This window comes from Candidatus Omnitrophota bacterium (assembly GCA_023227985.1).
Classification (GTDB): domain Bacteria; phylum Omnitrophota; class Gorgyraeia; order Gygaellales; family Profunditerraquicolaceae; genus JALOCB01.
Map to the genome: position 1 here is coordinate 43,963 of JALOCB010000005.1, position 24,387 is coordinate 68,349.

Consider the following 24,387-nt stretch of genomic DNA (forward strand, 5'->3'; position numbering starts at 1 on the left):
GCAATGGCCGGACTTATAGACGATAATATCATCAACGAGATACTCGGCAGGGTCAATATAGTCGAGGTTATCTCCGAATATATCCCGCTTAAAAAAAGCGGAAGGAATTTTAAGACTAACTGCCCGTTCCACCATGAAAAGACCGCGTCGTTCATGGTCTCGGTGGACAAGCAGATCTATCACTGTTTCGGCTGCGGCGCCGGCGGCAATGTATTTAATTTCCTGATGCAATACGAGCGTTTGCAGTTTCCCGAGGCAGTGGAACTTCTGGCAAAAAAAACAGGGGTGACGCTGCCGGAAAGAAAACAGGGCCAGCGCAATCCTTCCGGGGTTACTACAGAGGTTTATCGGGTCAATGAACTGGCCGCGGAATATTACAGCGCCAACCTTAACGCGGCTTCCGGGCATGCCGGCCGGGAATACCTGGTTAAACGGGGGATCACCAAAGAAACCGCGGGATTATTCCGTTTAGGCCTGGCTTCGGATAAATGGGACGGGTTGTTGAATTACCTGCAGGTAAAATCGGTAAGCGTATCTTTGATGGAAAAGGCGGGATTGGTCCTGCCCCGGGATGACGGCGGGCATTACGACCGGTTCCGCAACCGGGTAATATTCACTATATCGGATGTTAAGTCGCAGGTGGTCGGCTTCGGGGCCAGGGTCCTGGATAACAGCCTGCCCAAATACATCAATTCGCCGGAAAGCCCGGTATATACCAAAGGCAAACATCTTTTTGGGTTTGACCTGGCAAAAGAAGCGGTCCGCGCCGAGGACTGCATTGTGGTTGTTGAGGGGAATCTGGACTGCATTGTCCCCTACCAGGCCGGATTGCATAACATCGCCGCCTCTTTAGGCACGGCATTGACCTCCGATCAGGTCAGGCTGATCAAACGTTACACCCATAACGCGGTGATTATGTATGACGGGGATAAAGCCGGTGAAATGGCTACCCTGCGCAGTTTGGATATATTTGTGGAAGAGGGGATGAACGTGCGGGTGGCGGCATTGCCTGCGGGATTCGACCCGGACACATTCGTGCGCAAGCACGGGATCGACAGATTAAAAGAGATGATCGCCAAAGCCGATAATCTTTTCGATTATAAAATGCGGGTATTAAAGGCTAAGTTCGACATCCGTCAGATCGAAGGCAAAGCCGGAATATCGGCGGAGATGCTGCCGACGATCAATAAATTCGCCAATGCCATACTGAGATCGGAATATTTGAAGAAGCTGTCTTTGGAGCTGAATGTTTCCGAGGACGCGCTGATGAAAGAAGCGGGAAAGGCTTCCGGCGCGAGCGGGCTGCGCGGCGCGGAACAACGGCCGGCGGCCGGGATCTCGCTGCAGGCGGCTAATCCCACGGAAAAACTACTGGTAAAGTTCATGCTTGAAGAAACCAGGATAATCGCGCAGCTTAAAGAAAAAATAGAGCCCTGTGATTTTCAGGATACGCAGATATCCCGGATCGTATCGCTGATGTTCGACTTTGTCACGGCGGGCCGGGAGCTTAAACCGAACGCGTTGATCAACCATTTGGAGGACAATAACCTTTCCCAGCTTTTGCGCGAGACCAGCTTTTACCTTCCGGAGGTGGAATACCCGGACAAGGACAAGGTCATAGAGGAATGCGTGCAGCGGCTGAAGAAGAACAGCCTGATCAAGAAAAAACACCGGCTTCAGCAGGAGATTAAAAAAGCGGAAACAGAGCGAAACGAAAATGAACTCAACAACTTAAAGGAAGAATTCAACCGATTAATAAAAAAGGGGTAGATCCGGATGAAAAAGAAAAGCCTAAAGCTAAAGACAACCGCGGGGAAGGAATTATCCAAGAGTTACACTAAGGAGGACGTCGAAAAAATAATCGCCCTGGGCAGGCAAAAAGGTTTTATAACTTACGACGAGGTTAACGACCTGCTTCCCGAAGGCGTATCTTCTTCTGCGGATATAGACCATTTGTTCGATATCCTGGGCAATGAGGATATTCCGGTAGTGGAGAACGATGATGATGCGGAGGCTGCGGCGGATAAGCCCGCTTCCCGGGTAAAAGAAGACGCCTCGGCGGAACACGAAATCGCGCGCGTCGAAGCGCAGGTATTCCCGCTGGACGATCCGGTAAAGATGTACCTTAAGCAAATGGGCTCCATATCGCTTTTGACCCGCGATGAGGAAATCGCCCTGGCCAAGAAGATCGAAGAAGCGGAGTTGAATTTTTATAACTCGGTGTTAGCCACCCGGTTTGCCAAGAATGAGGTAATAAAAATGGCGCAGAGGGTCATATCCGGGGAGGTCAATCTCGAAGAAGTGCTTAAAGGCGAGTTGACTACCAGCGTAAAAAGCGTGATGAACAGGTTTCAGCGTATAATCGTCCGGATCAAGGCCACGCGCAATGAAGAAAAAGCCATGCAATTGATCCGCCAGTTCAACTTCACCACTTCAGTGGTGGAAAAAGCGGTGCATAAACTGCATAAGCTGGTGAAAGAACTGGACCACCTTGACCGCTGCGGCAAACGCAACAGCGCCAAATGGCGCGAAGCCCTTAAAGTGATCGGGGAACCTTACGTAAAGATAAAGCTGCAGATCAGGTTGATCAAATCCTTCCATCTTAAGTTCAACCACGCCAAAGAACGGCTGGTAGCCGCCAACTTGAGATTAGTGGTCAGCATCGCCAAGAAATACAATAACCGCGGGCTGTCGTTCCTGGACCTTATCCAGGAAGGCAATATCGGGTTAATGCGCGCGGTGGAGAAATTCGAATACAAAAGAGGCTATAAGTTCTCAACATACGCTACCTGGTGGATACGGCAGGCGATCACCCGGGCTATCGCGGACCAGGCCCGGACCATCCGCATACCGGTGCATATGACCGAGACCATCAACAAGATAATCCGCTTTACACGGGTTTTTCTGCAGAAGAACGACCGTGAACCTACCCCGGATGAGATCGCCCAGAAGATGCGCCTGGCGCAGGACAAGGTCAAGGCGATATTGAAATTCGCCCAGAAGCCGATATCCCTGCAGATGCCTATCGGCGATGAGGGGGACACGCATTTCGGCGATTTTATCCAGGATAAGAAAGTCGCTTCTCCTGCGAATACCGCGGTGCGCTCGATGCTTAAAGAAGAGATGAACTGCATCCTGAACACACTGAACGACAAGGAGAAAAAGATACTGATCCTGCGCTTCGGGATAAACGACGGATGCCCGCGCACCCTGGAAGAGGTCGGCAATATTTTCAAGGTGACCCGCGAACGGATCCGCCAGATCGAGGCCAAGGTGCTTAAAAAACTGCGCCATCCCACGCGTTCCCGCAGGCTGCGCACTTTCCTGGATATGAGCCTGGCGCACGAGCGCGAATATTAAACAACGGATCAAACTATAAAAAAAATAAGGCCGCCCGGCAAGAAAATGGAGTTATTCCAACTTGCCGGGCGCCTTGTTTTGTAGTATCATAAGCCGATGCGCGGATACATTTTTGTCCTGATCATCGCTTCGCTATTCATACCATCCATTGCGCGGGCCGCAGGAACATCCAAGGTCTGCGTCCGGGATTGTTGCATCCAGGCCCAAATCGCTTTTTCAAGCGAAGAGAGGGCGGCGGGTTTAATGTCCCGCGAAAGATTGGGCCTTGAGGAAGGGATGCTTTTCATATTCGACCGGCCGCTGCGCTATTCTTTCTGGATGAAGAACATGAAATTCCCCCTGGACCTGATCTGGATCAGCCGGGACAAAACAGTGGTGGATATTACCCGCAGCGCGCAGCCGTGCGTTGACAGCTGTGAAAGCCTGTACCCGGCAGAGCCGGCAAAATATGTCCTGGAGGTCAACGCCGGGTTCGCGGCAGCGCATAACATACAAATCGGAGATAGGATGGATTTTTAAAATGCATGAATTCGCCAAAGACCTGAATACCGCCCAGCTTGAGGTAGTGAAGGCTATAGACGGCCCGATCCTGGTAATTGCCGGCGCCGGATCCGGCAAGACCCGGGTGATCGAATACCGGGTGCTTTACCTGGTACGCAATAACGTCAGGCCGCAATCCATACTCTTGCTCACCTTTACCAGGCGCGCGGCCAAGGAAATGCTCTCCAGGGCCGCCAGGCACGACAGCCGCTGTAATCACGTAGATGGCGGGACATTCCATTCATTCGCCTACCAGATGCTCAAAAAACACTCAAAACTCATCGGATTCGATGATTTCTCCATACTTGACGAGGATGACGCCCAGGAGGCGGTAGGGGCATGCCTCAAAAAGCGGGGTTTTTTCAGCGAGGATAAGCGCGCCCCCAGGAAAGACACTATACGCAAGGTGATCAGCATGTCGATCAATAAATCCCTGTCGATAAGCGAAACCCTGGAGAAAGAATACCCGGATTTCGCGGATTATTCCGCCGAGGTGGAAGAGATCAAGAACGAGTACCTGCGCTACAAAATCGAGAAAGGCTATTTTGATTACGACGACCTTTTGATCTATTTACGCCTGCTTTTGCAGAAGAACGGATCTATCCGAAAAGAGCTCGCGGATAAATACCGCTATATTATGGTCGATGAATATCAGGATACCAATAAACTTCAGGCGGATATCACCTTTCTTCTGGCCGGCGAGCATAAGAACGTAATGGTGGTCGGCGACGACGCCCAAAGCATTTACGGGTTTCGCGGGGCCTCGCACCAGAATATACTGGATTTCCCGAAACACTTTTCGGGATGCCGGGTGATCAAGCTGGAGGAGAATTACCGCAGCCATCAAACGATCCTGGATGTGGCTAACGCCATATTGAAGAATATGAAAAAGAAATTCTCCAAATCCCTGGTTTCGGCGGTTAAGGATGCCGGAAAAAAACCCGAGCTTCTTTTTTTCCGTAACGCTTATGAGGAAACCGAGTGGATCAGCAGGCAGATCCAGGAATTCCGCGATCAGGGCATCGATCTGGGCCGCCAGGCAGTGCTGTTCCGCTCCGCGTATATCTCGATCCCGCTGCAGATGGAGCTGAATAAGCGCAATATCCCTTTTCAGGTGTTCGGAGGCTTAAAGTTCAATGAGACCAGCCACGTTAAAGACCTGCTGGCGCATTTAAAGGCGGCTAATAATCCGAAAGATGAGTTAGCCTGGAACAGGCTATTGATGCTGATCGACGGGATTGGTGAAAAAACAGCCTCAAGGATAATAACCAGATTAAAAGAAGAGCCGGGCATGGACGGGATGATGAACAATGTCCTTTCCGGCAAGCTGGATAAACCTGCCAAATATTCCCGGGGGCTGGCCAGGCTGGGCGGTCTGTTCTCGGCTATCGCCGGCGGCGAAGCCGATATTTATAAGCAGTTCGACGAGATCCTGGGATACTACCGGCCGATAATGAAAGAGAAATTCGATGACTGGCAGCAGAGACTGAACGACCTTGAGGCGTTGAAGCAGATCTGCCGCAGGTACGATTCCATTAAAGACTTCCTGGCGGATTTCGCCCTTGATCCTCCGGAAAAAAACCAGGCGCAGGAAAGCCGTTTGGCTAACGCAAGCGAGAAACCGCTGACCCTGTCCACGATACACTCGGCCAAAGGCCTGGAATGGACCTGCGTTTTCCTGATCGGAATGGTTGACGGCGTGCTGCCGGTGAGTTTTTCGCTTAACGACGAAGACGGTATCGAGGAGGAGCAGCGGCTTTTTTATGTGGCGGTAACCAGGGCCAGAAAACACCTGATATTATCCCTGCATCACGAGTCAGCCGGATTCGGCACCAGCCAGTTTAATAAGGTCTCGCGCTTCCTGGAATGCCCTGAGCTGTTGTCCAAGCTTGAACAGAATGTATCCTTAGACCCTGAAGATGACTACGATATCTAAAGCCCAGATATATGTTGTCGAGGCCTCAGCCGGCTCTGGCAAAACCTATGCCCTGGCAAAGCAATACCTGCGCCTTTTGATCGGCCCCGGGCTAAAACCCGGGGAGATCCCTTTGCGCTCCATCCTGGCGATCACCTTTACCAATAAAGCGGCCGTAGAAATGAAGGAACGGATCCTGGAATTCCTGAAGAAGATCGCTTTTAACCAATTCAGGGACCCCGGGGAGAAAAAAGAGATATTATCCTTCCTGGAGACCGGCGAAGAGGCGGCCAGGGAAAAGGCGTTCCTGGTGATGGACGAGATCATCCGGAACTATAATTTTTTCCAGGTCCAGACCATCGACAGTTTTATAAACGCGATCCTTTCCGGGTGCGCGTTCAAACTGAACCTTTCCGCCGGGTTCAAGATCAAGACCAATTATGACGAATATTTGAGTTTCTGCCTGGATAAATTGATCGACCGCGCAGCCGGCAATAATGAGGTAATGGCGGTTTTTGAGGGGTACCTGCGCCAGTATTTATACCTGGAGAACAAAGCCGGATGGCTGCCGAAGAAAGATATCCTGGATACGCTGGCAAAGATGTTAAACGACAGCAATGTTTACGGGAAAGGATTTACCGGCTACAGCTTGAAGGATAAAAACAGCCTGTTCGTTGCCAGAAGAAACCTTATCGGGCTGATGACTGAATTACGCGATAATGAACCTGACGGGACGAACCAGTCGGTATTTAAAGCTTTTCGGAACAAGCTGGACAAATACGGGGAGAGCCTGAATATCGAGGAGCTTTCCCGGTCGTTTATTGCGAAGGAATTCCCGATCCGTAAAAATTACCAGGCCCCGGAAAAGACCGCCCTGCTATGGGCGCGGATCCGCAAAGAGATCGGGGAGCTGTTCGAACTGGAAGCCCTGGCGCTTTTAAACTGCTATATAGATATTTTCAAGCTTTTCTACGGTGAATTATTATCCGCGGCGGGAAAGGATGACGTGGTTTTCCTGGCGGAGCTTAACCGCAAGGCCAGGGTATTGTTCGATGAGCAGGGAATAACAGTGCCTGAGCTGTATTACCGCCTGGCCACCCGTTTTCGGCACTACCTGATCGACGAATTCCAGGACACCAGCGCATTACAGTGGAAAAACCTTTTTTTGATGGTGGAAGAGGCTTTATCAACCGGCGGAAGCCTGTTTTACGTAGGGGACAAAAAACAGGCTATATTCCGGTTCCGGGGCGGGGATACCCGGCTTTTTGACGGCCTGCAGAGCCAATTTCAGAATTTTCCGGTAAAACGTTCGTATTTAAGCGATAATTACCGCAGCTGTTTTGCTATCGTCGATTTTAATAACCGGGTATTTTCCCTGGATAACCTCAAGCGTTTCCTGCAGGAAAAAGATGCGCAGGAAGAAACAAAAAAAAGCGGGTTAACTCTAACCGCTTCCGAAGCCGCGGATATCCTGGCGGTTTTTGACTGCTCCGCTCAAAAGTCCCAGGTTAAAAGCTCGGGATATGTCCGGATCGAGCGGGTGGATGCCCAGGCAGGCGAAGATACAGGCGATATTATACGGGTTAAGTGCGTTGAATTGATCCGTGAATTGTCCGCCAGGCTGAACGGATACCGCAATATCGCCATACTCTGCCGGACCAACCGCCAGATCGAGGAGATCACCTCCTGGCTGGGATTGGAGCATATCCCGGTTGAGTCCGAAAAAACCCTGAACATCCGCAGCCATGGCCTGATCAAGGAAATAATTTCATTCCTAAAGTTCCTGAACTCTCCCATCGACGATCTTTCCTTCGCCTCGTTTATTCTCGGCGACATATTCACGCGGGCCGGCGGTATCAGTAAAGAAGAAATAAGCGGTTTTATTTTTTCGGCGCATCGCGACCGGCAGAGCAAAGCCAGGGATGTTTATCTGTACCGGGAATTCCGCAGGCGTTACCCGGGGATATGGGATGAGTTTATTGAGGAATTCTTCAAAGGCGTAGGGTTTATCCCGATTTACGAACTGGTCATAACCATATTTTCCCGATTCAGGATAACGGAGAGGTTCCGGGACGCGCAGGGATTTATAATGCGCTTCCTGGAAATGATAAAGAACCGGGTCAACGAGGAGAACGCGAGCATAGGATCATTCCTGGAATATTTCGAATCCGGGCATAACGAAGATATGTATTTAAACATCTCTTCGGCGGACGCGGTAAAGGTCATGAGCGTGCATAAAGCCAAAGGCCTGGGGTTTGACGCGGTGATAATACCGTTTTTGGAGATCAACCCGGAAATAAGCGCGGGACAGGATAAAAGGCCGTATGCCGTGTATCCGGAACAGGGAGAACTGCGGCTTTTAAAATTGAACAAAAACTACCTGCAATTTTCGGAATTCCTCGCCGGCGTTTACCGGGCCGAATACCGGCGCAGCCTGATCGATGAACTAAACAACGCCTATGTCGCGTTCACCCGGGCCAGATCTGAACTTTATTGCTTTATCCCCCCAAAAAGCGCGAATTCTTATAATCTGGCAAACCTGCTTATAACCGAAGAATTGCTGGAATCCGGCGAGAAAAACCGGATATCCCGCGAGGATGCCAATATATCCGTAAAAACCCTGGATATCCCGCCGTTGCGATACGCCAGTTGGATACCGGTCTTAAAGGACGAGTTCGTCCAGGTGTCCGAATTGGACAACCGCCAAAGGCTCCGGGAAGGGGAATACAGCCACGCCGTGCTTTCTTACATACCAAACCTGGTAGACAAGGATGTCAGCCTCCAAAAGGCCTTAAAGATGGCGATTGGAAAGGCCGACCCGCTTTTTGAGGATATAACTGATCTTGTCGGCCTAAAGAAAAAAATCCGGCTTACCCTGGATTCGCCGGGGTTAGCGCAGTTTTTCCGCGAGGAAGGCGCCAAGGTCTATACGGAGAAAGAGTTTGTCAACGCTCAAGGCCAGACAAAGCGTATAGACCGGATGATCGTTACCGCCAACCAGGTATTGCTGGCCGATTATAAATCATCAAAAGAAGAGAGGGGATCCGGGATCATCCAGATGCGCGAATATATCCGGATGGTCAAACAGCTTTATCCCGGGAAGACGGTCAGGGGCTCGTTGATCTATCTTTCCGACGCTACGCATGAGGAAGTGGATGGATAAGGTCATTACGTACGGCTTCAAGGATAATTTCATCGCGAAAATTAGCGATTTCCTCTGCCAAAACTACGCGGGGAAAGAACGCGATTTCAGCAGGATCGCTTTGGTTTTTGGCGGCAAACGCCCGGCCTTATTCATGAAGCGCGAGCTGGCCAACAGGATCAAGAAGGCGTATTTGCCTCCGGAATTCTATTCGATGGATGAGTTCGTACGCTCGATCGCGCTTGTCGAACCCGGATATCCGCCGATCAGCGTAATGGACGGCTGTTTCCTGCTTTATACGATCTGCCGCGAAATACTGCCGGAGATGCTCAAAGGCAGGGAGCGCTTCTCACAATTCTATCCGTGGTCCAGGGAATTACTGTTGTTCATCGAGCAGTTGGATGTTGAAGATATCCGTCCGGACGCACTGAACAATATCCAGAAAAGCGCGTCGATCGGTTACGATGTCCCGGAAAACATCAATATCCTGCTTAAGAACATTATTTTATTGCGGGAGTCATTCCACAATGAATTAAAGAAACAGAAGCGGTATTCCCGGGGGCTTTTGTACCGTATGGCGGCGGAGATGTCCAGCCGAACGGCGAAAAACGGCTTTGAGCGGTTATTTTTCTGCAATCTTTTCTACCTGCATCGCACCGAAAAAACTATAATCCGTAACTATTACGACGCTGAAGCGGCAACGCTTTTCTTTCAGAAAGATGATAAACGCTGGCCGGTGCTGGATGAGTTAGAAAAAGAGCTGGGCATAAAGATCCCCCCGGAGAAACCGGCAAAAAGCGGATATATGCTGAATATATATTCCGGTTTCGATACGCATTCCCAGGTCTGCCTGGTGCGCGAGATACTAAGAGACACGCCTGACCGTGACAAGACCGTTATACTGCTGCCTGACCCGGACAGCGTCATTCCCCTGCTTTCGGAGATAACCGGCATTGCCCAGGATTATAATGTTTCCATAGGTTATCCTTTGAAACGCAGCGCCCTGTATTCGCTCTTGGAATTGATCTTCAAGGCCCAGGAAACAATGAAGAGCGGCAAGTATTATACCCGCGATTATTTAAAGGCGATCAGCCATCCTTTGATCAAGAACCTGAAGCCGCAAACCGCCGACCCGGTTGTAACCCGCGTGCTTTGCCATAAGATAGAGGAGTACCTGACCGGTATGCGCGAAAGCGAGGTGTCCGGAAGCCATTTTATCGGCCCTGATGAGGTCGAGGAGATGGGGGATATTTACAGCCAGGCGCAGGAAACCCTCTGCGGAATGGGGCTGGAAATAAACGCGAGCCGGCTAAAAAAGGACATCTGCCGGCTGCATCATTTGCTTTTTTATTCCTGGCAGGGGCTTGGCGACTTCCGGGGGTTCGCGGACTGCCTGGAAAGCCTGCTTAACGCGCTGATCAAAGACAGCCTGTTGCCTAATTACCCGGTAAATCTCCTGGTCACCCGCCGGATGCTGGAGATCTGCCGTGAATTGGGCAAAGCGGATTTTTCCGCGGAGCAGTTCAGCGCCGGCGATATCTACCGCATTTTTATGGACGGCCTGGAAAAAGAAATGGTCGCGTTTTCCGGTTCCCCGCTGAAGGGCCTGCAGATCCTGGGGCTTTTTGAGACCAGGTCGCTGAATTTCGAGAACGTGATCGTTATGGATATGAATGAAGGTGTCCTGCCCAAATTGAATATTTATGAGCCGTTGATACCCCGCGAGGTGATGCTGGCCCTGGGATTGAACCGGCTGGAGAAGGAAGACGAGATACAGCGTTATCAATTCATGCGGCTTTTGGGCGCGGCAAAGCAGGCGTACCTGGTGTATGCGGCCGGGACCGACAAGGAAAAAAGCAGGTTCATCCAGGAATTGATCTGGGAAAAACAGAAAGCTGCCGGGGCCTTGGGCGCGGACCCGGCCATCCACGCCAACTTCGGGATAAAGATCCGGCCGGAACAGCAGGAAATACCCAAAAATAAAGAGATGGTAGAATTCTTAGCTAACCGGACATTCTCCGCGAGCAGGGTGAATACCTATCTTAACTGCCCGCTGCGTTTTTATTACCAGTATGTCCTGGGTTTGGAGGAAAAAGAAGACCTGCTTGATGATCCCGAAGCCAGGGATATCGGAACATTCATCCACAACCTGCTGGAAGACGCCTATAAGCCGTTCCGGGGAAAAAAACCTCCATCATTCGACCGGGATTTCCGGAGTTACTTCGGCCGGATCCTTGAAAAAAGCTTTGACCGGGAATTCAGCCGCAAAATGAAATCCGATTCTTTTATGCTTAAAGAGATCGTATCTATGCGAATGAACAACTTTCTGGATTATGAAAGCCTCAGGGATATACAGGAGATACTATGCCTGGAGGAGGAAAAAACAGGGTCGATCAACCTGTCCTGCGGCGGATTCCGGTTCAAATACCGGATCGACCGCATCGACCGGCTGAGGGATGAAAGTTTATTGATACTGGATTATAAAACAGGCAGCACCGACCTGAAACCCGCAAGCACAGAAAAGATACAAAGTAAGGGCTTTAGCCGGGAGGCTCTGAAAAATACGGTGAAATCCTTTCAACTGCCGCTGTATTACTATTTTATCAAAGATTGTTATTCCGGCCGCGATATAAACGCAGCGTTCTACAACCTCAAAAGCCCCGCGATAACCGCTCTTTTCAAGGACGAAGAAAAACAGGACAAGGGCCTGGCCATGGAGGTATTCATAAAGGGGCTGGACGCGCTGATCGGCGAAATGCTGGACCCCGCAGCAACATTCCGTCCAGACGACGAAAACCCGAATTACTGCGCGATTTGCCCATATTCCTGCCTCTGCCGGCGATAACCAAGTAATTATTGATTACGGGCTTCTTTATGATATAATCGCATAAGAAGCGTTTAAATCGAGGGGGTGAAAAATGAGTGGCCGGATCAAATTTTTATCCGCTATTTTTGTTGTCGTGCTGGCCGTTTGTCCGAACGCGGCTTTCGCCGATACGCTCATCTTAACAGACGGGCAAAAGATAGAAGGAAAAATAATAAAAAAGGCCGACTCTTTCATCCGTATCGAGGAAAACGGCATACCGATCACATATTTTTCAGAAGAGATAAAAGAAATCATTGAATCCCCTCTGGCCCCCGCGGCCGCTGATATAAACCCGCCGGGCAATACGGCGGTAAACGCCAGTCCTTACCCTGATGCCAAAGCTGACGGCGATACAAGATCCATTCTCGCCGCCGAACCGCCCGCGAATCAAGCTGATGCCCCGCGCATAGATTTGCGCGACCTTGATCGCGACAAACTAACCTCGACTATTAAGAATTTTTTCCTGCATCAGTATGATGCGGACCTAACGCAGTTTTTTACCAGCGTTACGGATGAATTCAGGGAAATTTTTTTGTTTAACCGGGCAAAACGCAATATCCGCCAAGCAAATGATATCCGGGAGGGTATGGAGGATTTTACGCTTGATGATATTGTCTTGAACGCCGATAACAATTCCATCACGGTCAGCGTTTCTTTTTTTCTGAGCGCTTCATATAAAACCGTCATATTAAAAAGGGAAGTTTCCGGATGGAAAATAAACAATATACAGCACGCCCAAGGCGAATCCTGGGTTGAAAATCCGGGAATTTCAAATATTCCCGATTACGATAAGATAACCGAGGTTATTTGGAATTTTTTCCTGCATCAGAACGATGCGGATCTAACACAGTGTTTTACCAGCGTTACGGATGAATTCAGGAAGATCAGGCAGGCGCATATGAAAAAGCGCCGGGTCGGAAACACTGAATCATTGTCCGTAAACAAAAAGAATTTCAGGATGTTTACCCTTGATCTGACCGGCAATACCGGCATGGCAAACGTTTCCTTCAATTCCGGACCATTGACCATGCGGGTTATAATGAAGCGGAAAGGGGATGACTGGAAAGTGAACGAGATAATAAACAGCACTGAAGGCGCCGCCCCAGCCAGGTCGTACTAAATTATCAACTGTTTTTCATTGTGCCATATACACCCTCTAAAAAACCTCGAACGAATATCGGTATTCGCCATCGCATGTCGAAAAAAAACACGCGTATAAGCCTGATCGCCATTTTGTTTTTTATAGCCGCGGAATTGCTGTTGCGGTTATTTGGCTGGGGCCCCGCGCCGCACGTATACGAGGAGATCCTTGACCCCGAGATCCAATGGCTCCATACCGCAGGTTTTAAAGGGCGCGTATGGGAAACAGATATCGAAATAAGCCCTCAAAGGATAAGGGACCGGATCTATTCAATCAATAAACCCAAATATACATTCCGGGTCATCGCAGTCGGTGAATGCACTGTTTTCGGCCGGGCGGTCGCTCTGGAAGAATCTTTCGTAAAACGATTAGAAGTATTGCTCAATGAACGCAAACCGTTCAAAAACATTAATGACTACGAAGTTATCAATGCGGGCTGCGGCCAATATAACGACCTCCAAAAAGAAGCCTTTCTCGAGAAATACTGGATGCGCTATAACCCTGACTTGATAATCTTCGGCCATGATCTGGGCTCCAAGGTATGGCTGGAAACCAGGCTTAAGCTGAGATGGTTCAGCTTGATTCGCGATCGAACGCCTAAACAACTGTATTCCGCGCGTTTTCTGGTATCTTTAATAGAACGTTTTATTATCGCGCCGGTGGCGCTGAAAATGTCGCACTATGACGAAAAAAATACCGTGCTGACCCGCTATACGGGCGAAGGGCTGCGCCATATTAAAACCGACCAAGCGTTAAAAAGGCTGTCCTTGTTAAGCCGAAAAACGGATGTCCCCGCCATAATCGTTTTTGTGCCCTGGTTAGGCGATTTATCCGAGGGCAGTTACCCCCATAAATGGGTGCATGAACTTTACAAAAAAAAGTGCGCGAAAAGCAACCTGGATGTATTGGATCTTTATGACGTCTATTTCAAGAACAAGCAATGCGATTTGTTCTGGGTCAGCGACGCAAACCGCCGGCCGAACGCGTTAGCGCACAAGATCATAGCCGAAGAGGTTTATCAGGAAATCGTGAAACGGGCTTCTTTGCCTAAAAAATAAAAGGAACAGATATCACAGTGGACAAAAACCTTTGTTTAAAAATATTATTTATCGCTATATCCGCGGGCGCTTGTATGATCTCTTGCGCGTTCAGGCTGGGCGCCGATGATAATGCCCTGCCTATCCGGTTGGGTTATTTTCATGGCGGCCGGACAGTTTTATTGCTGCGCGCGTATGAAAATGCTGAATTCGATAAAAACGGAATCCCGGTTGAGTTTTATTCAAAGAGGTTATATGAAAAAAACTATAAATTGATCCCAAAATCGATCCGGGAATTCAATCAGGGAGGGGGGAACAAAGCCGGCGCGGTTACCGGCACGGAATTCATGGAAGAGGTCATGAACAAGCAATTTGACCTGGCGGTAGTCGGGGAAAGTTCTTTTATCCGTTCAGTGTGCGAAGGGCAGCCGGTGGTCGCCATTGCCGAGCTGGGGCATGATGTGCGCGGGCATTCCGGGCATGTTTTCGCGATGAAAAAAGGCTTTAAAGCGGCGAGGCCTTCGGACTACCTGGGAAAGGTTTTGATCTCCAGGCGGGCCGGCGCCGCGGACGCTATGTTCTTGCGGGAATTCCTTAAAAAAGAAGGGCTCGACACAGAAAAACAGATATTGCAACTGGACGCCTTGCCCTCCACCCGGGAAGAAAAAAGAAAGCTTCCGAAGAATAAAGTGATAATTGTCGATAACCTGTTTGAAGACAAAATGCAGGAAGGCATTGCCCGCGGCGTTATAGACGGCGGGTATTTTCACCTGATGGCTTATTCCAAAATAACCGGTTCATTTAAGATGATCCGGCCCTTGCATTATTGGGCTGATCCCGAACTTTCCCACGCCCTTTTAGTCTGCCGCAAAGAATTTCTGGAAAACAATAAGGAGCGCTTAACCGCATTTCTTGAGGTTTATATCAAACGGATACAATACGAGCACGGCCTCAGTTACGAAGATAGGACTAAAAAACAACCCAAGGGGCTGCAGATGGCGGTCAATCTTGACGGGCTTAATTATCCGCAGTATGATATCGTCCCGATCGTAAACCCCGGGTTGTTATACAGGGTTATGGGATTGTTGAGGAAATATAACTATATCGCCGATAAAAACGTAAAGATCGAGGATTTTATAGACAATAGCCTGGTATATAAGGCATTAGAGAACCTGGGGATCGGCGAAAAAGATGACCATTGGCAGTCGGAATATTAAAAGAACGGCGGTCCTGCTGGCTGTCCTGTTGATAAGCGGCAAATTCGCGTTTGCCGGGGTTCAGGGACAAGGCCGCAACACCGGCGATTTTACCAATATCATCCTGGTAGGCTGGGACGGAACTAACCGGGATATTTTAACGGACTTCCTGCGCGCGGGTAAGCTGCCGAACCTGAAAGAGATAATGCGCGCGGGAGCAATGGTCAATACCGAGATCACCACGGGACGGACCGAGACTAAGCCGGGATGGGCGGAGATATTGACCGGATATAGCAGCAAGACTGTCGGGGTCCTGGCTAACCGGATTAACTATAAACCTATACCGGCGGGCTATACTGTTTTCGAAAGGTTGGAGGACGCGTTTGGGGATCGGGGGATCATAACAATATTCCTGGCCGGAAAAAGGCAGAATTTAGGAGCGCGCGGCCGGCATCGCGTATGGGTCACCGGTCCCAGAAAAGGATGGGACCGCGAAGAAGTCTGGGCAAAAGGCGATTTTTTGCCGGCCGAGGAAATGATATTATCATTCGAAGGAGAGCCATATTATACGGCTAAACCCCGTCTGGATGTTTATCAGAATGGATTGGGAAACGGCGAGGCAGTAGTTAAAAACACCCTTAAATACATCAAGAAATACGCGAAATCGCGTTTCTTTATGTTTACGCATTTTGAGGAGCCCGATGAACAGGGGCACGTTTTCGGGGGATATTCCGCGGAATATGGCCAAGCCTTGATCAAAGACGACATCTGGCTGGGGAGGATCATTGCTGCATTAAAGAAACTGGGGATTTACGAAAAAACATTGATCTACGTTGTCACTGACCACGGTTTCGATATAAAAGGGGCCAAGCACCGCTATGAACCGCACACGTTCCTGATAACCAACGATCCCAAAGTGAAGCGAAATACCGGAGACAGGAAAGACCTTGCCCCGACGGTCCTATCCAGGTTCGGCCTGGACATTGATAAGATTGCCCCTTCTTTGGAAGGGGCTGATCTGACCAGGTAGGGCCGGGCAGTATGGTTTCTTAAAAAAACGGGTTTAATATGCTCATAACCAGGATAATATCAATCTTATTTCTCGCTGTGACTCTCGGGCAAGCCTGTAGTCAGGCCCAGCCTGATCCGGTTGCCTATGATTACGAGGATTTCAATCTAATCCTTATCGCCATCAATAATATCGGCGTCGAGCATATGAGTCTTTACGGATACAGCCGCCAGACCACCCCTAAACTGGATGCCTGGGCCAAGAATGCCCTGGTATTCGATGACGCGTATACCCCGGCATCCTGGACCCTGCCGGTGATGACTACCTTTTTTACTTCATTATACCCGTATACCCACGGGATCGCCAACCGTTCTTTTGATAATGCGCTGTCGCCCGAAACAGTCGTTTTGCCTGATTTACTGCGAAGCTATGGATATGATACCGCCGCTTTTACCGGCGGCCTGGACAATAACAAGGTTTTCAGCCATATGAAAGGGTTCAACCATATCGCGGATAATCCGGCGTATACGGGCTTTAAAATAACATTTAAACAAGCCTCTGACTGGCTCCGCAGGAATTCCGGGAAAAAGTTCTTTCTATTTATACAAGGTTATGACGCGCACGCGCCTTTCAAGCCTCCGAAAAAGTTCAAGGGAGTATTCAGCGATACTGCCGGCAAGAAGATCACGATAAACCCGGATTTAACCTATCGCGGGTTTGAGGACCACGGCGGCCAATACTGGGCGCATTATTTCATCCCGGAAGAAGGCGCATATAACGGCCTGCGAAAAAGATGGAAGATAACGCCGCCGGTAAAAATAACCCGTGATGATATAGACCATCTGCGGGACCTTTATGATGAAGAAGTGCTATCTGTCGATTCGCAAACGGCAAGCTTCCTTGATTCTCTTGGTAAGGGTCTACTTAAAAATACAATAATCGTCGTTTTTTCCGAGCACGGGGAGATGTTCGCCAAGCATGGGAGGTTTGGGCGCGCAGGGACATTGCGCGGCGTGCTTTATGACGATGTGGTCCATGTGCCTTTGATGATAAAACTTCCCGGGCAAAAAGGCCGGAGGATAACCGGATTTGTCAATATGGCCGATATGATGCCGACAATCCTGGATTTATTGGGTATCCCCGCTATAAAGAATATCCAGGGGCTGTCCCTGATCCCGCTGATGAAGGATCAGACCCAGATAAATGATCATATCTATGCAGGCGCGTCGTATAACCTCACGAAGATACGCGAAAAAAAATTATATATGAACCCCAACGTCAATGAATCCATACGCAACGCCGATTGGAAGCTTATACATGAGATAATTTATGAGCAGGAAAACCCGAAAATCCCCAGGTCCGAATGGCTCAATATCAAATCGGAGACATACGAGCTATATCATCTCGCGAGCGACCCTGACGAACTTACGAATGTGCTCGATAAACATCCTCAAATGGCAACGGCGCTTTGCCAGAAACTAAAAAAGTGGTCTGAGGATTGCAGGAGTTTCAGTAACCACGCCGCGGTAACCTCAAAAATACCGGATGGCATATTAGAGGATGCCCGTGAAAACGGCTATTGGTAATAACCGCTGATAATTTTAATACCCTATGTTTATACTACGCATATTTCTGGTTTTGGTTATTGCGATCTTGTCGGGCGAGCGCCGTGTTTACGCTCAGCAGGACCAGGATAACCTATCATATAAGGGCTTCAACGTAATTCTGATCGCCATCAACAATATCGGCGCGGAACATATGAGCCTCTACGGATACCGCCGTGACACCAACCCTAAATTCAAAGTATGGGCAAAGGACGCGTTGATATTTGAAAACGCGTATTCCCCGGCATCCTGGACCCTGCCGGTAATAACAACTGTTTTTACGGCATTGAACCCGTATACACATAAGGTTATGGATAGATACTTCGAAAATACACTTTCCACCGATATTAAGACGCTGCCGCAGGTCCTGGCTTATAACGGCTATGCCACCGCCGCTTTTACCGGAGGCCTTGATGATAATCGCATCTTTGGACATATGCGCGGTTTTTCGCAGACCGACGCAAACCCGTCTTTTACGGGTTTTGCGGTGACTTTAAAACAGGCGCGCAAATGGCTTGCCCGTAACTCAAAAAATAAGTTTTTTCTGTTCGTCCACGGTTATGACGCTCATCCGCCGTTCACCCCGCCCCGGAAATTCCGAGGCGTCTTCAGCGACACAAAAGGCAAGGATATAACCATAAAACCAGGCTTTACCTATCGCGGCTTCCGGAAATTCGACGGCCGGTATCAGGCCTATTGCATAACCAGGGAGGATCCGCTGCATCCCAATATGGAACACGCTCAGGTTGATCCCGGGGACATATTCCCCCGTATCGTATTGACCCAGGACGACGTGGATTATTTGACCGACCTGCATGATGAGACCATTTTGTCAGTCGATTCGCAAGTAACCAAATTCCTGGGCTCACTTGATAAAAACCTGCTGAAGAAAACGATCATCGTTGTTTTTTCTGAACATGGCGAAATGTTCGCTAAACACGGCAGATTCGGGCGCGTAGGCACAATACGCGGAACGCTTTACGATGACGTGGTCCACATACCGTTATTGGTCAAAATCCCCGGGCTAAAAAACCGCAGGATAACCGGGCTGGTCCAACTCGCGGATATTATGCCCACAATACTGGATTTACTGGACATCCCGTTCCTGCGCCGGTTGCAGGGAAGGTCTCTGGTGCCGTTGATAAAGCACGACCTGGCCGTTAATGATTATGTTTATTCGGGCGCGGCATATAACTTCGCCGGAGGGCCGAAAAGGCCGTTCTCAAGCTATCCCAGTATCAATGAGTCGATCCGTAACCAGGATTGGAAGCTAATACACGAAATATTCTTTTCGGCGGATACCAAGGGAAAATTCAGCGATAATACGTCACTAAAGGTACAAGAAGAATCATTTGAGCTGTATGACCTTAACGCCGATCCAAACGAACTAAATAATGTGCGTAGCGCGTATCCGGAAAAAACGAAAGAATTAACCGCCCTATTGGCCGAATGGTCCCAGGCATGCCGGGTTTCCGGCCAGTTCAATGCGTCTACCCAAAGGATCCCCGACAAGATGATCAAAGACGCCAGAGAGCACGGTTATTGGTAGGATTTTTAAAATGACTTGTTTTTATCCTGGTTTTAGATTACAATTTATTTTTGCTCTGCAAAATATCATTTAAACAAAGACCATGATGGATATACTTCAAAAAATAAAGGAAGAGTCAATAAAACCGCAAAAGACCGATCCCAATAAACCCCGCTTCGCCCTTATTGTACCGCCGTCTTGTTTTACCGTGCCCGAGGGATGGGAATTTGTTTTGAAGCAGCCCTTTGAAGGGGTTTCGTATATAGCTACCGTGCTGTTCAATGCCGGTTTTCCGGTCCGGATCATTGACGCGCGTTTTCAGGATGATCCGGTAAAATTCGCGGTCGATTCGGTCAAAGACGCGGCAGTGGTCGGTATGGCTACGTATGAGGATTCTTTCCCCTTTGTCCATGAAGCATGCGCGAAGATCAAACAAAAATACCCGGAGAAATTGATCGTTTTAGGCGGCGCTTTGGTGACTTCCACTCCGCAGGTACTTATAAAAAATACCGCCGCTGATATCGGCGTGCTCGGCGAAGGCGAAGAGACTACCCGGGAGCTCCTGGATGCCATCGCCGAAGGCAAACCGGAGGATTTTGAAAAGATCGCCGGATTATGCTATAAGGACAATTCCGGCGGCATTCATTTTACCGAAAAACGCCCGCAGATGGCCGACCTGGAATCACTGCCGTTAATGAACCTCTCTTTATGGCCGGCGGTGCAGAAAGACAAAAAGGTCAAGGAGATATTCTTCTCCCATAGCCGCGGATGTTACAAGAATTGTTCATTCTGTTTCCGGACCACCCCGCAGCTCAGCCAAAAGTCGATCGGGAAATTCCAGGATGAGCTCAGGGAACTGAAAAAACAATATGATTTCGAATTCATTTATTTCGTGGACCTGACTTTCGCCATCCAGAAACAACGGACACTTGAGATATGCGAAGTTTTAAAAGAGTTCAAAGTCAGTTGGTCGTGCATGTCCAGGGTCCAGAATATAGACGAAGAAATGCTAAAGGCGATGAAAGCCGCCGGCTGTCAGATAATCCTCTACGGCTTCGAATCACTGGACCAAAATATCCTGGATAACGCTCATAAAGGCATCACCCCTGCGCAGATACGCAGGATGGTAAAATTAACCCAGGACAACGGGATACAGGTAGGAGGACTGTTCATTGTGGGCCTGCCCCAGGAAACCAAAGAATCCCTGAGAAAAGTCGTTGATTTTATCGATGAGACCGGGAGCGCGTGCCGGGTGAAATATTTATCCGCTATCCCGGGCACTGAAATTTACCGTTGGGCGCTCGCAACCGGGATAATCAAAGATGAGGTAAGCCATTTGCGCTGGCTGGCAAATGAAAGATGCGATAAAGACGACGAATTTATAAATTTCACGCGGCTGCCGGATGAAGTCATACGCGACACCTATATGGAAATAAATTCAAAATATATCAAAGGCCCGCGCTACACTAATGAATGGTTTTAAGGCCATCACCGGGAAGGAGTCTTTGCTTTGAAGAAAACCAGCCTTTCAGCCGTTGAAGAATCGATTAAAGGCGCATCGTCTTCGCCATTGACTGCCGATCCTAAAAAACCGCGGTTCATAATCATTGTCCCGCCTTCGCCGCAAATACCCACACCGGGGCGGGAATTCCTGCTGCGCACGCCCATTGAAGGCGTTACCTTTATCGCCACTGTGGCCAAGAACGCCGGTTTCGGCGTTGAGATCGTGGATTACCGCACCACGCCGGTCCCGCCTGAAGAATTGATCGCGAAAAGCGGCGATCACGCTATTTTTGCGCTAACCACCTTTATCGACGGTTATGTTTTTATGGAAGATTTTATCCGCAGGGTAAAAAAAATTGATCCCGGCAACATCGTCATATTGGGAGGCCCGTTTGTTTCCTCTACCCCGGAATTACTGATGCGCGCTTTGCCGGCGGATTTCGCGGTACTGGGGGAAGGGGAATTGACGATCCTGGAGCTTCTGGCCGCTCTATCCGGCAAAACGCCGGAAAAAATACCGCTGATCGACGGGTTAGCCTATCGGGAAAATGGAAAGATCAAATTTACCAGGCCCCGGGCGCAGATAAATGACCTGGATATCCTGCCGGCGCTGGATTTTTCTCTCTGGCCGACTGTCGCCAAAGACAGGTTGATCGAAAAGATCGGGATATCGTCAAGCCGCGGGTGTTACGCGCGCTGTTCTTTCTGTTTTAAGGCCATACCCGAAGTCCGCCAAATGACCCCGGAGAAATTCGGACAGGATATGGCCGCGTATGTGCGCAAATATGGGATAAAATACGCCTATATCAACGACCTTACCTTTGTCATCGGCAGGACGCGGACAGTAAAATTATGCGAGGAACTTAGGAAAACCGGGGTGCGCTGGGCTTGTTCCACCAGGGTGGAGAATATCGACGACGACCTGTTGAGGCTGATGAAGGACTGCGGCTGCGATGAAATATGGTACGGGATAGAATCGGTCGACCAAAAAGTACTTAACGCCAATTTCAAGAATATAACCGTGGAAAAGATCGAGCGGGCTGTGGAGATGACCAATAAGGCCGGGATCAAGGTCATGGCTAACTTTATTGTAGGACTGCTGGGAGAAACCGAGGAGTCTCTCGACCAGATGGTAAGGTTTATCGAGACCCAGGATATCATCCCATGCAGCATTAAATATCTGACCCCGTTCCCCGGGACCCCGGTTTATCAATACGCGCTTGAAAAGAAGCTTATCGTCGATGAAATAGAGTATTTCCGCGTTTTAGGCCAGCGTAAAGTCAATTGTGCCGAGGATACGATCGTTAATTGCACCAGCCTGGCCGAATCTAAGCTCAGAGAAGCATTTATGCGGATCCGACGCATCTCTTATGACCGTTACGGACCTCTGGATTGGGATAATGGATCACAAACAACTAAAAAAACAGTTTAAGAACCGGGCGAGGACATTCGACAGATCCGCGAGATGGGTCAAAGACCCGGGGCTTTTGGATATCCACCGCAAACTTGCCAAGATACTTCCCGGCGAAACCGTTCTTGAGGCATGCTGCGGTACGGGGATCGTTGGTGCGGACCTATGCAAAAGCGGCAACACGGCCATCGGTCTGGATCTGAGCCTGGATATGCTGGGATTTGCCGGTAAACGCCTGGATCATTGCGTCAACGCACAAACCGAGCATCTGCCTTTCGCCGATAATACGTTTGACGTCGCGGCCTGCCGCCAGGCAATGCATTTTCTGGATATGAAACGTTTTTTCTTTGAATTATTCCGGGTCGTAAAACCAGGCACAGGCAGGGTAATAATAAGCCAGATCGTCCCGTTCGGAGAAAAGGATAAGGCCTGGGTGCGCAGGATCCATCAAAAAAAACAGAATATGCTGCGCAATTTCGTCTGCGAGCAGGATATCCTGGACGGCTTGAAAAGGGCCGGGTTTAAAAAAATCGAGCGCCGCGAATATACCATTGAAGAGCCGATAAACCCGTGGCTGACCGACACATTTTTCCCGCCTAAAAAGATCGAAGAATTAAAGGGAATGTTTATCAACGCGCCTGCGCAATACAAGGAATTACACCGCGTCCGCTGCGTAAGAGGCGCGATCTACGAAACGATGCGCTGGATAATAGCTTTAGGGAGGAAATAAAAGATGCCCCGCGCCGGTTCATTTCTGATCTTGCTGGGAATAATATGTTTTTCCGCTAACGCGCACGCCGGGGATACCGCCGCCGTAATAAAGAGCGGGCAGTTCAAGGGGTATAATGTTCTGCTCGTTTCTTTTGACGCGCTGCAGGCCGGGCATGTCGGATGCCTTGGCTATAGCCGCAATACCACCCCGACCATAGATTCATTCGCCGGGGAAGGTTTTCTGTTCAAGAACGCCGTTTCCCAGGCTTCCTGGACCGTGCCGGCGACGATGAGCTACTTTACCTCGCTTTATCCGTCGCAACACCGTTGCGTAAACAAATATTCCGTATACACCGATAATGAAAAAATATTGACCAGCCTGAAAGACCTCTCCCCGGAAACCGTAACCCTGGCCGAGGTGTTAAAAAACAACGGCTACGCGACCGGGGGATTTACCGGCGATGCCGGGGTAAGCGGGCATTTCGGCTTCGGCCAGGGATTTGATACTTATTTCGACGGTCCTAAATTCGGAGGAATGGATACCAGTATCCCTGAAGCCCTTAAATGGCTGAGATCCAACCACAATAGAAAATTCTTTATTTTTCTGCACGGCTACGATTGCCACGGCCAATATGACCCGCCCAACGGCTTTACCCGGCGCTACCTTGATTTTAATTATACCGGACCGTTAAAAGGCGGCAAAGAAGAGCAGGGAAGGCTGCGCGAAGACAGCCTGAATAAGAACGCCATAAGCCTGACCGAGCAGGACGCCGGATTCTGGAGGTCGTTGTATGACGAAAAAATAAACGACGTCGATGAACGGTTCCGCCAGTTCATCGAAGCCCTGCGCAAAATGGGCGTTTTAGACAAAACCGTTATAATACTTGTTTCCGACCATGGCACGGAATTCTATGAGCATAAAAGGTTTGACCACGGGCATTCTCTTTACGATGAACTTATACGCGTGCCGCTTATCTTCCGGCTTCCGGGGATAAAAAAGAACGCCGTTATTCCCGACCAGGTGCGCGGCATCGATATAATGCCTACGGTTCTGGACCTGATCGGGATTAAAATTACCGGAAAAGTAAAAAACCAGGCCAAAGGCGTGAGCCTGAGGCCGCTGATGAACGGAGAGAAGCTGAAGCTGGACGCCTACAGCGAAACGGATTACCGGTTTTATACCAGCAAGCGCTCGATCCGCACAGCCGACGGCTGGAAATTAATTTACACTATGGAAACCGGAAAAAAAGAACTTTATAACCTGCAAACCGACCCCGCTGAAACGGTCAACCGTGTTGCTGACGAACAGAAAACCGCGTACGAGCTGGAACAAAAACTTTTTGCCTGGATGCGATCCATGGGGCAGGGGGAGAATTACCACGAAGACCTGTTAAGAAGCGTGCTGCGGATCAAAGAATATTGAC

The 24,387-nt window shown here is 49.5% G+C and carries 16 protein-coding genes; all 16 read left to right on the forward strand.

The features are described 5' to 3' along the window. The first annotated feature begins 3 nt into the window (after window positions 1-3). The 16 genes from dnaG (at window position 4) to M0R35_02060 (ending at window position 24,386) form a co-directional block, all read left to right on the forward strand. Window positions 4-1,770 carry a DNA primase gene (gene dnaG, locus M0R35_01985; GenBank protein ID MCK9594429.1) on the forward strand — a complete coding sequence of 589 codons (1,767 nt, stop codon included), beginning with the start codon at window positions 4-6 and terminating at the stop codon, window positions 1,768-1,770. Between the two features lie 6 nt (window positions 1,771-1,776). Continuing rightward, window positions 1,777-3,360 (forward strand): RNA polymerase sigma factor RpoD, encoded by a 1,584-nt coding sequence (gene rpoD / locus M0R35_01990; GenBank protein ID MCK9594430.1) that lies wholly within the window; start codon window positions 1,777-1,779, stop codon window positions 3,358-3,360. A gap of 96 nt (window positions 3,361-3,456) precedes the next feature. Further along, complete coding sequence (locus M0R35_01995; GenBank protein MCK9594431.1) at window positions 3,457-3,879, forward strand: DUF192 domain-containing protein; 423 nt, start codon at window positions 3,457-3,459, stop codon at window positions 3,877-3,879. A gap of 1 nt (window position 3,880) precedes the next feature. Then, a complete protein-coding gene (locus M0R35_02000) occupies window positions 3,881-5,836 on the forward strand; it encodes an ATP-dependent helicase (protein MCK9594432.1) in 1,956 nt (651 codons plus the stop codon). After that, window positions 5,820-8,978 (forward strand): UvrD-helicase domain-containing protein, encoded by a 3,159-nt coding sequence (locus tag M0R35_02005; protein ID MCK9594433.1) that lies wholly within the window; start codon window positions 5,820-5,822, stop codon window positions 8,976-8,978. The genes M0R35_02000 and M0R35_02005 overlap by 17 nt, the downstream gene beginning before the upstream one ends. Further along, the gene (locus tag M0R35_02010; protein ID MCK9594434.1) at window positions 8,971-11,802 is read left to right on the forward strand and encodes a PD-(D/E)XK nuclease family protein; all 2,832 of its coding nucleotides are present in this window, start codon (window positions 8,971-8,973) and stop codon (window positions 11,800-11,802) included. The genes M0R35_02005 and M0R35_02010 overlap by 8 nt, the downstream gene beginning before the upstream one ends. 73 nt (window positions 11,803-11,875) lie before the next feature. Then, entirely contained in the window at window positions 11,876-12,943 is a 1,068-nt protein-coding gene (locus tag M0R35_02015) for a hypothetical protein (GenBank protein ID MCK9594435.1), read from the forward strand. A gap of 74 nt (window positions 12,944-13,017) precedes the next feature. Next, the gene (locus M0R35_02020) at window positions 13,018-14,022 is read left to right on the forward strand and encodes a hypothetical protein (GenBank protein ID MCK9594436.1); all 1,005 of its coding nucleotides are present in this window, start codon (window positions 13,018-13,020) and stop codon (window positions 14,020-14,022) included. A gap of 74 nt (window positions 14,023-14,096) precedes the next feature. Next, the gene (locus M0R35_02025; GenBank protein MCK9594437.1) at window positions 14,097-15,218 is read left to right on the forward strand and encodes a hypothetical protein; all 1,122 of its coding nucleotides are present in this window, start codon (window positions 14,097-14,099) and stop codon (window positions 15,216-15,218) included. After that, complete coding sequence (locus tag M0R35_02030) at window positions 15,193-16,227, forward strand: alkaline phosphatase family protein (GenBank protein ID MCK9594438.1); 1,035 nt, start codon at window positions 15,193-15,195, stop codon at window positions 16,225-16,227. The genes M0R35_02025 and M0R35_02030 overlap by 26 nt, the downstream gene beginning before the upstream one ends. A gap of 77 nt (window positions 16,228-16,304) precedes the next feature. After that, a complete protein-coding gene (locus tag M0R35_02035) occupies window positions 16,305-17,792 on the forward strand; it encodes a sulfatase-like hydrolase/transferase (protein MCK9594439.1) in 1,488 nt (495 codons plus the stop codon). Between the two features lie 25 nt (window positions 17,793-17,817). Continuing rightward, a complete protein-coding gene (locus tag M0R35_02040) occupies window positions 17,818-19,359 on the forward strand; it encodes a sulfatase-like hydrolase/transferase (protein ID MCK9594440.1) in 1,542 nt (513 codons plus the stop codon). 82 nt (window positions 19,360-19,441) lie between these two features. Next, complete coding sequence (locus M0R35_02045; protein MCK9594441.1) at window positions 19,442-20,821, forward strand: B12-binding domain-containing radical SAM protein; 1,380 nt, start codon at window positions 19,442-19,444, stop codon at window positions 20,819-20,821. 27 nt (window positions 20,822-20,848) lie between these two features. Further along, window positions 20,849-22,273: a B12-binding domain-containing radical SAM protein gene (locus M0R35_02050; GenBank protein MCK9594442.1), complete on the forward strand. Its 1,425-nt coding sequence runs from the start codon at window positions 20,849-20,851 to the stop codon at window positions 22,271-22,273. Next, window positions 22,242-22,982, forward strand: coding sequence for a methyltransferase domain-containing protein (locus tag M0R35_02055; protein ID MCK9594443.1), 741 nt, complete (start codon window positions 22,242-22,244; stop codon window positions 22,980-22,982). The genes M0R35_02050 and M0R35_02055 overlap by 32 nt, the downstream gene beginning before the upstream one ends. A 3-nt stretch (window positions 22,983-22,985) precedes the next feature. Then, on the forward strand, window positions 22,986-24,386 hold the full coding sequence (locus tag M0R35_02060; GenBank protein MCK9594444.1) for a sulfatase-like hydrolase/transferase: 1,401 nt from the start codon (window positions 22,986-22,988) through the stop codon (window positions 24,384-24,386). Window position 24,387 lies beyond the last annotated feature (1 nt).